Annotated in this window: 8 protein-coding genes, 1 rRNA gene and 1 pseudogene; 3 read left to right on the top strand and 7 right to left on the bottom strand. The window is 41.3% G+C overall.

The window, feature by feature from the left end; translation table 11 throughout:
* Positions 1 to 180 precede the first annotated feature (180 nt).
* On the bottom strand, positions 181 to 1,026 hold the full coding sequence (locus MUN53_RS17565; protein WP_243326682.1) for a mechanosensitive ion channel family protein: 846 nt from the start codon (positions 1,024 to 1,026) through the stop codon (positions 181 to 183).
* A 162-nt stretch (positions 1,027 to 1,188) separates the two neighbouring features.
* Between MUN53_RS17565 and MUN53_RS17560 the strand changes: the two genes are divergently transcribed.
* A complete protein-coding gene (locus tag MUN53_RS17560; protein WP_022454571.1) occupies positions 1,189 to 2,019 on the top strand; it encodes a tetratricopeptide repeat protein in 831 nt (276 codons plus the stop codon).
* 85 nt (positions 2,020 to 2,104) lie between these two features.
* Here the strand turns inward: MUN53_RS17560 and leuB are convergent, their stop codons facing one another.
* The 5 genes from leuB to MUN53_RS17535 form a co-directional block, all read right to left on the bottom strand.
* Positions 2,105 to 3,166: a 3-isopropylmalate dehydrogenase gene (leuB, locus tag MUN53_RS17555; protein WP_243326680.1), complete on the bottom strand. Its 1,062-nt coding sequence runs from the start codon at positions 3,164 to 3,166 to the stop codon at positions 2,105 to 2,107.
* Between the two features lie 28 nt (positions 3,167 to 3,194).
* Complete coding sequence (locus MUN53_RS17550) at positions 3,195 to 4,724, bottom strand: alpha-isopropylmalate synthase regulatory domain-containing protein (RefSeq protein WP_243326679.1); 1,530 nt, start codon at positions 4,722 to 4,724, stop codon at positions 3,195 to 3,197.
* 300 nt (positions 4,725 to 5,024) lie between these two features.
* Positions 5,025 to 5,624, bottom strand: coding sequence for a 3-isopropylmalate dehydratase small subunit (gene leuD, locus MUN53_RS17545; RefSeq protein ID WP_243326677.1), 600 nt, complete (start codon positions 5,622 to 5,624; stop codon positions 5,025 to 5,027).
* Positions 5,625 to 5,651: 27 nt separating this feature from the next.
* Positions 5,652 to 7,046 carry a 3-isopropylmalate dehydratase large subunit gene (gene leuC, locus MUN53_RS17540; RefSeq protein WP_243326676.1) on the bottom strand — a complete coding sequence of 465 codons (1,395 nt, stop codon included), beginning with the start codon at positions 7,044 to 7,046 and terminating at the stop codon, positions 5,652 to 5,654.
* 6 nt (positions 7,047 to 7,052) lie between these two features.
* Positions 7,053 to 8,549 carry a 2-isopropylmalate synthase gene (locus tag MUN53_RS17535; protein WP_022454577.1) on the bottom strand — a complete coding sequence of 499 codons (1,497 nt, stop codon included), beginning with the start codon at positions 8,547 to 8,549 and terminating at the stop codon, positions 7,053 to 7,055.
* A 477-nt stretch (positions 8,550 to 9,026) separates the two neighbouring features.
* Here MUN53_RS17535 and MUN53_RS17530 point away from each other — a divergent pair, with 477 nt between their 5' ends.
* On the top strand, positions 9,027 to 9,536 hold the full coding sequence (locus MUN53_RS17530; protein ID WP_243326675.1) for a flavodoxin: 510 nt from the start codon (positions 9,027 to 9,029) through the stop codon (positions 9,534 to 9,536).
* A 31-nt stretch (positions 9,537 to 9,567) separates the two neighbouring features.
* Positions 9,568 to 9,912, top strand: a pseudogene (locus MUN53_RS17525) (DUF2023 family protein).
* 139 nt (positions 9,913 to 10,051) lie between these two features.
* Here the strand turns inward: MUN53_RS17525 and rrf are convergent.
* Positions 10,052 to 10,125 (bottom strand): 5S ribosomal RNA (gene rrf, locus MUN53_RS18425); the annotation flags it as partial.

Here is a 10,125-nt window from a genome sequence, read left to right as displayed (position 1 = left end):
TTTATCTTTGCAAAGGTAATATGTAAAGCCTTTTAGTAAGACTTATTTTATCTGTAGAGTTTTTTAGTAACGTATCAAAAAAGTGTAAAGTAAATTTAGGCATAGTCAATCAGAATCAAAAGAATCTTTCTAAACGGTATGTTTTCTGAACAAACCCAATTGTTTTCTGTACAAAAGGCTTCAATCCTTAGCCTGATGTATGGTTAGCTGAGGAAATGGGAAACCAATGCCTTCTGCATTGAAACGTTCATATACAATCCGAGTGATGTCATAATAAACATTCCAATAATCCGGACTATTTACCCAAACACGGACAACATAATTCACACTGCTATCGGCCAATTGACTCATAGCAATAAAAGGAGCGGCCGGTTCTTGCAAGATTCGTTCATCTTTTGCAAGGATTTCTTCCAAAACCCCTTTGACTTTAGCATAATCTGTACCATATTCTACACCAAATGTCCAATCGATACGGCGAACTTGCTGGTATGAATAGTTAATAACAGCGCTGCTACTCAATGAACCGTTGGGTATATAAATCACCTTATTGTCGGTAGTTGTCAATACCGTATGAAAGATCTGAATCTCTCGAACTGTTCCTGAAAGATTCTGGGCTTCAATAAAATCACCTACTTTATAAGGCTTGAAGATCAGAATAATCAAGCCTCCGGCAAAGTTCGACAGATTACCACTCAAAGCCATACCAATTGCCACACCGGCAGAAGCCAATAAAGCGGCAAACGAAGCCGTTTGTACACCCAATGCTCCAACAACCGAAACAATCAGCAGAATCATCAATATAATGTGGATTAAACTACCGACAAAAGTTTTGATGGAAGGATCAATATTTCGCTTCAACAAGACTCGCTGTACTAATTTATTAATCATACTGATTAAAAAGCGACCTACAATAAATACCAGCAAGGCTTTAATAAAAGTCCAACCCAAAGCAGCTCCCTGCTCAACAAGAGAATCTAATACACGAGACAACTTAGTGCCCGTTTCAACTACTTCTAATAAAATCATATTGTTTTCTATTTTAAATTTGTTTTGCTTTATCCGTTATCACTCAACTTATTCTTTCTTGAATTCTTACAAAGTGTAGCAAAGCTATAAATAATTTATATTTGGACAAATAGCCGAAATAAATCCTTAGTTTTGCACGTGCTTATTTAGTAAACAAATTAAATGGGAAAAAGATTTATATTTCTTTCGATTTTTTTTATTTCTTGTGGCTTCGGGTCTCTTTCTGCACAGACTTATGAAGAATGGATACAGAAAAGCTGTGATTATTTTGATAAAAACGATTTAGTTTCGGCTGAAGAAGCGCTCAAAAACGCCATGCGCGAAGAACCGGGTAATCCGGCTAATTTTGCTTTACTCTGTAATTTAGGAACAATTCAACGGAGACAAGGGAAAAAACAAGAGGCAATCGTTTCTTATACAGCAGCGTTAAGCCGTCACCCCAAAAGCGTTACCATATTGGAAAACAGAGCTTCGCTTTACACGGAATTGGGAGAAATAGACAAAGCCATTAACGATTATAATGCGTTGCTGATTGTAGATCCGGAACATCAGGAATCACTGTATGCACGCGGACTGCTTTATCTGGCACAAAAGAAATATGCAGCGGCAGAAGGTGATTTCGACAAAATTCTCCAACTGAACGAAAAGTCGGTTTTGGCCCGCATGGGATATGCCATCTTGGAAAAGACGCGAGGGAATTATGATGAAAGCGAACGGATCTATAATTACCTGATTGATAAAATGCCTCGTGACTGGATCTTGTATGAAGGAAGGGCTGATCTTTATTTCCTGATGGGGAAAAATGCCCGTGCCATGAGCGATATTAATCGGATTTTCGTAGAAAGTACGCCCAATGCTTCTTTATATATCTTGCGAGGGAAAGTCAAATTGGCACAATATGAAAAAGAATCGGCCAAGAAAGATTTCTTGAAAGCGCAGGAAATGGGCTATGATCAAGCGATCGTGGAAGAACTATTACGAATGTGCGAATAAGTATAAGCTTTTCAGTTTTTGAGTTTATAAGTTTCATTCCTCGAAGGATACAAAAACTTATAAACTCAAAAAACATCAATACTCATTATTTCTTTTTAATGTACTCAACGATCCATTGACCAACTTCTTTAGTACCGCATTTGGCACCACCTTCAACCTGAATTTCCGGTGTACGGACACAAGCATCCAATGAAGCATCTACAGCTTCGCGAATCAGCGCACCTTCAGCCTTTAAATCGAAGTATTCAAATAACATGGCAACGGAGAGAATTTGTGCCAACGGATTAGCGATATTCAATCCTTTTGCCTGTGGCCATGAACCGTGGATAGGTTCAAATACCGGTGTACTTTCACCCGTAGAAGCAGATGGCAACAAGCCCATTGAACCACTGATGCAAGAACCTTCGTCTGTCAGGATATCTCCAAATGTATTCTCAGTCACCATAACATCAAAGAAAGTCGGTTCCTGAATCATACGCATGGCGGCATTGTCCACATACATATAATCGGTAGTCACTTCCGGATATTTCGGAGCCATTTCCTGAGCAATTTGTCTCCACAGACGAGAGGAGGCCAATACATTTGCCTTATCTACAACCGTCAGATGTTTACGACGCTTCATGGCATATTCAAAACCAACCCGCAAGATTCTTTCTATTTCCGGACGTGTGTACATGTTCGTATCGTAGGCCTTGTCGTTGTCCTGATATTTCTCTCCGAAATACATTCCTCCGGTTAATTCGCGGATGCACAAAAAATCGGCACCTTCTACCAGTTCAGCGCGAAGCGGAGATTTATGCAACAAGCATTTGAATGTCTGCACAGGACGAATATTTGCGAAAAGTCCCAAACGCTTACGCATAGCCAAAAGTCCTTGTTCCGGACGCACTTTGGCTGTAGGATTGTTATCAAACTTCGGATCACCTACCGCCGAGAATAATACAGCATCAGCCTCCTTACAAATCTGATACGTTTCTTCAGGGAACGGATCACCCACCTTATCAATAGCATCTGCTCCACAAAGAGCATACTTATAACTTACCTGATGAGCAAACTTCTCACATACGGCAGTCATAACATCTACACCTTGTACGGAAATTTCCGGTCCGATTCCGTCGCCGGCTAATACAGCTATTTTGAAATTCATTTTCTTTGATGATTTATTTTGTTTACTATTATTCTTCTATCATATTCAACATTTTGATGGTAGCTTTGATAGCCGCCTCTGTTTGATCGGCATCCAAGCCTCGAGTTCGGAATACCTTTCCTTCGAAACTCCAAGTAATGACAGTTTGCACAAAGGCATCAGTCCGTCCGCCTGGTGGGATTGTTACCGCATAGTTGGTCAACATCGGGAACTTCCGGCCCAACGTCTCCTTATAGACTTTCCGCAAGGCACGAACGAATGCATCATACTGACCGTCACCGCTCGAACTTTCTTCGTATTCTTTCCCGTTGATTTCAATCTTCAGGGTTGCCATCGGTTTCAAGCCATAGGCCAGATTGACGATATAACTCTTCAATTTTACCTTCTCACTGACAACACCATGTTTCAATACGTCACTGACAATATACGGAAGGTCTTCAGGAGTAACGACTTCTTTCTTATCTCCCAATTCAATAATCCGTTCCGTCACCTTACGCATCGACTCTTCATCCAAATCCAGTCCCAAAGTTTCCAGATTCTTACGGATGTTTGCCTTACCGCTATTCTTACCCAGCGCATACTCACGCTTGCGTCCGAAACGTTCGGGAAGCAGATCATTACAATATAAGTTGTTCTTATTATCTCCATCAGCATGAACACCTGCCACTTGCGTGAAGACATTCTCTCCTACAATCGGTTTATTAGCCGGAATGGAGATTCCTGAATACGATTCGACCATGCGGCTTACCTCATTCAGCAAGCTTTCGTCAATATTCGTGATCGCCTGGAAATGATCTTTTAATATGGCTTGCACACTCGATAAAGGAGCATTACCTGCACGCTCGCCCAAACCATTGATCGTTGTATGCAGCCCTTTGACTCCGCTTAATACCGCTGCCAACACATTACTTACAGCCAAATCGTAGTCATTATGAGCATGGAAATCGAAATGTACGCCAGGATAACGCTTCTTCATCTTACGCATATACTCGATCACCTGCAAAGGATTCAAGATTCCCAATGTATCCGGCAGCATAAACCGACGGATTGGCAGGGCAGTCAGCGCATCCATCAGTTGGAAAACATACGACGGTGAGTCTTTCATCCCATTACTCCAATCCTCGAGATAGACATTCACTGACAAGCCTTTTTGTACAGCGTATAAAACGGTCTCGGTAATACCCGCAATGTGTTCTTCGGGAGTTTTCTTCAACTGGCAACGGCAATGCTTTTCCGAACCTTTACACAACAGGTTAATGACTCTACATCCCGCATTATAGATCCAATCTACCGATACGTTTTTGTCAACGAACCCCAGTACTTCCACCTTCGGAAGAAGATCTCGCTGGGCAGCCCAATTACAAATCATCTTAACGGCATCGAATTCGCCTTCCGACACACGCGCCGAGGCTACTTCCACCCGATCTACTTTTAAATCCTCAAGTAACAAACGGGCGATCATCAACTTTTCATGTGGCACAAACGAAACACCGCTGGTCTGTTCACCGTCGCGCAACGTCGTGTCCATGATTTCTATACGAGGATGTTTATTCTTCATACTAAAAATTAAATTCTTTATTTGGAACGGTTACCTATTCCAAAGTTCATCATCTACCTATTAAAATGAATACACAGGCTGAAATTCTTATATACACCCTTTAAATTCTTTAGTTCACGTCGAGAATTACTTAGTTCACGTCGTGGATTAAGTAGTTCACGCCGTGGATTACTTAGTTCACGTCGTGCACTAAAGAATATGGCGTTAGATTGAATATTATACCTACCGATCAAAAGAAGAATTAACGATAGGCAGGAAACCTATACTAACGCCTCAATAAGAATAAAAAACTTCTCCTGATCAATATTTTCGAGCTTGTTCAAATGCTTCTACCTTTCCTCGGTTTTCAACCAGGAAATCCACATCATCCAACCCATTCATCAAACAATGTTTCTTATAAGCATTGATTTCGAAATGCTCCGATTTTCCGGTTGCTTTATTCGTAATCGTCTGCTCCGGCAGATTAACTTCGACTTCCATCTTCGGATCAGCATAGATAGAATCAAACAATTCCTGCAAAAAAGCCTCGCTCACCACCACCGGAAGAACAAAGTTGTTCAATTCATTATTCTTGTGGATGTCGGCAAAGAAGCTAGAAACCACAACCCGGAAACCATAACCGGCTATAGCCCACGCAGCATGTTCACGACTTGAACCGGAACCAAAGTTCTTTCCTGCTACCAGAATTTGTCCTCCGTACGTTGGATCATTCAAGACAAAATCGGTATTCAACGAACCGTCGGGACGATAGCGCCAGTCACGAAACAGGTTATCCCCGAAAAACTTTTCCTCTCGTGTAGTTGCTTTCAAGAAACGAGCCGGAATGATCTGATCGGTATCCACATTTTCCAGCGGAAGTGGGACACACGTACTTGTTACTATATTAAATTTTTGTTTCATAAATAACTTCTCAAAATAAAAGACATATTACAAAAGAGTTCTAGGATCAGTAATGACGCCTGTCACTGCAGCTGCAGCCGCCGTAAGCGGACTAGCCAACAAAGTACGCGAACCTGGGCCTTGACGACCTTCGAAATTACGGTTACTAGTCGAGACTGCATATTTGCCGGCAGGAATCTTATCGTCATTCATAGCAAGACAAGCGGAACAACCCGGCTGACGAATCTCGAAACCAGCTTCTGCCAATACCTTATCCAAACCTTCTTCCCGAATCTGCGCATCTACCATCCATGAACCAGGAACAAGCCATGCTGTGATATGTTCCGCTTTCTTCCGACCTTTTACAACGGAAGCAAAAGCTCGAAAATCTTCGATACGTCCATTTGTACATGCTCCCAAAAAGACATAATCTACCGGCTTGCCTAACAACGACTCGCCCGGTTGGAATCCCATATAATGCATGGATTTCTCAAACGAACCTTTCTCAACTTCGCCCATTCCCTCGGTTGTCGGAATAGAATTCGTAATTCCCATACCCATTCCCGGATTGGTTCCATAAGTAATCATCGGTTCAATGTCAGCCGCATCAAAACGTACTTCTTTATCAAAGATAGCATCATCGTCACTCTTCAAAGTCTTCCAATAAGCCAAAGCCTGATCCCACGCTTCGCCCTTCGGTGCATATTCACGTCCCTTCAAATAGGCGAAGGTCACTTCATCCGGAGCAATCATACCGCCACGTGCTCCCATTTCAATAGAAAGATTACAAAGAGTCAGTCTTCCTTCCATTGTCAGACTGCGGATTGCTTCGCCGGCATACTCAACAAAATAACCGGTAGCCCCACTGGTAGTCATCTTTGACATCATATAAAGAGCCACATCTTTTGCGGTTACCCCTTTACCCAACTTACCATCAATCGTAATCCGCATAGTTTTCGGACGAGACTGCAAAATACATTGGGAAGCCATGACCATTTCCACTTCACTCGTACCAATACCAAAGGCAACGGCACCAACAGCTCCATGTGTAGAAGTATGTGAGTCACCACAAACAATAGTCATTCCTGGAAGAGTTAATCCTCGTTCGGGACCAACAACATGAATGATTCCATTCTTCGGATTCATCATGCCGAAATAAGTCAAACCAAATTCTTTAGCATTCTTCTCCAGCGTATCCACCTGAGCCCTTGAAACCGGATCTTCGATCGGTTTGTCCTGATCATGTGTTGGTGTATTATGATCCGGCATACAGAAGATATGATCCGGACGGAAACAACTTAATCCTCTTTCCCGCAATCCTTGGAAAGCCTGCGGACTTGTCACTTCATGACAATATAGTCTGTCAATATATAACTGGACAGGCCCATCTTCCACTTGCTGAACCACGTGGGCATCCCATATTTTATCAAATAGCGTATTCATGCTCTGTTATTTTACAAATTTATTAATAGCGTCAATGTAAGCTTCTACCGAAGCAGCGATGATATCCGTATTAGCTCCGAAGCCATAGTAAACATGACCGTCGTATTCCACTTGCATGTGTACTTTACCCACATCATCACTACCTTTACTAATAGCCTGGATCGTAAATTCCTTCAGTACCATCTGACGATGTATGATCTGCTTCAATGCTTTGATGGCTGCATCTACAGGACCATTTCCTGAAGCCGCCGCTTCAAATTTCTCACCAGCTATACTCAATCCTAAACTGGCTACTGAGCGGACACCTACACCACTCGTCACTTGCAGATAATCCAATTTGATATGATGATTCATTGTCCGGTCTGCTCCTGCCAATACAAGTACATCATCATCCGTAATTTCTTTCTTCTTGTCTGCCAGTTTCAAGAAATCCTCATAGATCTGATCCAACTTTTCCTGATTAGTCTCTATACCCAACACATGCAGACGATGTTTCAGAGCGGCACGTCCACTACGGGCAGTTAAAACGATAGCATTATCATCAATACCAACATCTTTCGGATCAATGATCTCGTAAGTCTGTACATTCTTCAAAACTCCATCCTGATGAATTCCAGACGAATGCGCAAAAGCATTTCTTCCCACAATCGCCTTATTCGGTTGAATCGGCATATTCATCAAGCTAGACACCGTCCGGCTGATACCATATATTTTGGTAGTATTGATATTAGTCGTAATTCCACATTCTTTATGGCTCTTGAAAATCATGGCTATTTCTTCCAAAGAAGTATTTCCGGCACGCTCTCCAATACCATTAATCGTTACTTCTACTTGACGAGCTCCATTCAGTACCCCTTGAACGGTATTGGCAGTAGCCATTCCCAAATCATTATGGCAGTGAGTTGAAAGAATAGCCTTTTCAATACCATCCACATGTTCCATCAGATACTTGATCTTGGCACCATATTCATCAGGCAGACAATAACCGGTTGTATCCGGAATGTTCACGACAGTAGCACCTGCTTTAATGACTGCTTCTACCACACGGGCCAGATATTCATTTTCAGTACGCCCTGCATCTTCACAATAAAACTCAACATCATCCACATACTTACGAGCATATTTAGTTGCAGCAATCGCTCTTTCAATAATTTCTTCTCGTGTCGAATTAAATTTATACTTAATATGAGGATCAGAAGTTCCGATACCCGTATGGATACGAGAACGCTTAGCAAACTTCAAAGCTTCAGCAGCAACATCAATATCCTTTTCAACTGCACGAGTCAAAGCACAAATCGTAGGCCAAGTCACAGCTTTAGAAATCTCAACTACACTCTTAAAATCACCTGGACTTGAAACCGGAAAACCTGCTTCAATAACATCAACTCCCAAAGCCTCTAATGCCTTTGCCACTTGAATCTTCTCAACAGTGTTCAACTGACATCCGGGAACCTGCTCCCCATCACGAAGTGTCGTATCAAAAATAAATAATCTGTCTGACATATCTGTTTTATCTTATAGAATTATATACAAATAAAAAAGACCTTTCTCACAGGGAAGCGAGAAAGGTCTTTATCCTTATTTCATCTTACAGAATCACGCACCGTCTCACTTCCTATCCTGTTGCCAGAGTAGAATAATAATAATACCCAACGAATTCAATAGACTGTTACGCAAAATCTGTTCCATTTGAATTATCTTTTTTCTATTTATCTTTTTGACGGTGCAAAGTTACATTGTTTTCTGAAACCACAAAATATATTCCTAACTTTTTTCGTAATAAAAATTACAAACCGTAAGAAAAATATTAAAAGTAACGAGAATCTATCAGGATAATTCGTGTAAAATGACTTTTTAAGCTGATGTGAATATACTTCTTTTCAGGTATTATCAGCTTATAAAATACATCGATTTAGGTATTGATTGAGTTTTTGAAATAGGAGACCTTTGCAATCGTTACTAACATTAAAACATATCAGAATGAAAAAAACAGGAATTTTCTTCGGTTCATCCAGTGGAACGACCGAAAATATTGCAAACCAGATAGCGAATCTGTTAAGTATTCCAGCAACAGATGTATACAATGTAGCGACAGCTTCTCCAGCCGATCTAGGAAAGTATGAAGTTCTACTATTAGGCAGTTCGACATGGGGCGCTGGAGACTTGCAAGATGATTGGTTTGATTTCCTTGCTAAAATCAAATCATTGGATTTGTCTGATAAATTGATCGGATTGTTCGGCTGCGGTGATTCGGCTTCTTTTGGCGATACATTCTGTGATGCCCTAGGCACAATTTATCAAGAGCTACAAGGAACGGGGGCTAAATTCATCGGAACAGTCAGCACAGATGGATACTCTTTTGATACTTCAACGGCCGTCATTAACGACCAATTTATCGGATTACCCCTCGATGAAATGAACGAAGACGATCAAACAGCTGAAAGAATAGAGAATTGGATAGAACAACTGAAAACAGAAGGACTAGCGTAAAGTATTATTAAAGACTGCAGAATTTATGGTTATGACGAGCACTGGCATTCCGGGTGAAATAAAAGTATTCCTCAATCACATCTACGAATATAAAAAAGGAGTACGCAACATGGTTTTATGTACATTAAACAAATGCTATGAACCGATAGCCGTCGAACGGTTGGAAAGCCAAAAGATTTGCTTTATCAAGCAAGAGGCCAGCGATCGCTGTGTCAATCTTTACTTTGGCAAACCGGAATGTATCGAAACCATCTGATTACTTGTCACTCGCCCTCTTAACCAATTATCTCCTGAAGAAGATTTCATTTTAGGTACATTGCTGGGGTATGATATATGCCAGCAATGTAAACGATTCTGCTCCCGCAAGCATCCTTGAAGGTACATTCTCCACGACTACATGAACAATGTTTTCGCTGGTTATTTGGATAACTACCTGAGAAATCGTCTTGTCAAGGTCTAAACAAAGAAAGAAGCCGACTCAACATTTTGTTGAACCGGCTTTCATTCTCTCTCTAAAACGGCGGCTACCTACTCTCCCACTGTTACGCAGTACCATCGGCGTGACGAGGCTTAACTTCTCTGTTCGGAA

The organism is Parabacteroides faecalis, from assembly GCF_022809355.1.
Classification (GTDB): Bacteria; Bacteroidota; Bacteroidia; order Bacteroidales; family Tannerellaceae; genus Parabacteroides; species Parabacteroides faecalis.
The sequence above is the reverse complement of the archived record's forward strand: the minus strand, read 5'-3'. Positions and strand labels throughout refer to the sequence as shown.

Coding starts and splice junctions, on each gene's coding strand:
- MUN53_RS17560 (WP_022454571.1), top strand. CDS start 1,189: ATGGGAAAAAGATTTATATTTCTTTCGATTTTTTTTATTTCTTGTGGC.
- leuC (WP_243326676.1), bottom strand. CDS start 7,046: ATGAATACGCTATTTGATAAAATATGGGATGCCCACGTGGTTCAGCAA.
- MUN53_RS17530 (WP_243326675.1), top strand. CDS start 9,027: ATGAAAAAAACAGGAATTTTCTTCGGTTCATCCAGTGGAACGACCGAA.
- MUN53_RS17550 (WP_243326679.1), bottom strand. CDS start 4,724: ATGAAGAATAAACATCCTCGTATAGAAATCATGGACACGACGTTGCGC.
- leuD (WP_243326677.1), bottom strand. CDS start 5,624: ATGAAACAAAAATTTAATATAGTAACAAGTACGTGTGTCCCACTTCCG.
- leuB (WP_243326680.1), bottom strand. CDS start 3,166: ATGAATTTCAAAATAGCTGTATTAGCCGGCGACGGAATCGGACCGGAA.
- MUN53_RS17535 (WP_022454577.1), bottom strand. CDS start 8,549: ATGTCAGACAGATTATTTATTTTTGATACGACACTTCGTGATGGGGAG.
- MUN53_RS17565 (WP_243326682.1), bottom strand. CDS start 1,026: ATGATTTTATTAGAAGTAGTTGAAACGGGCACTAAGTTGTCTCGTGTA.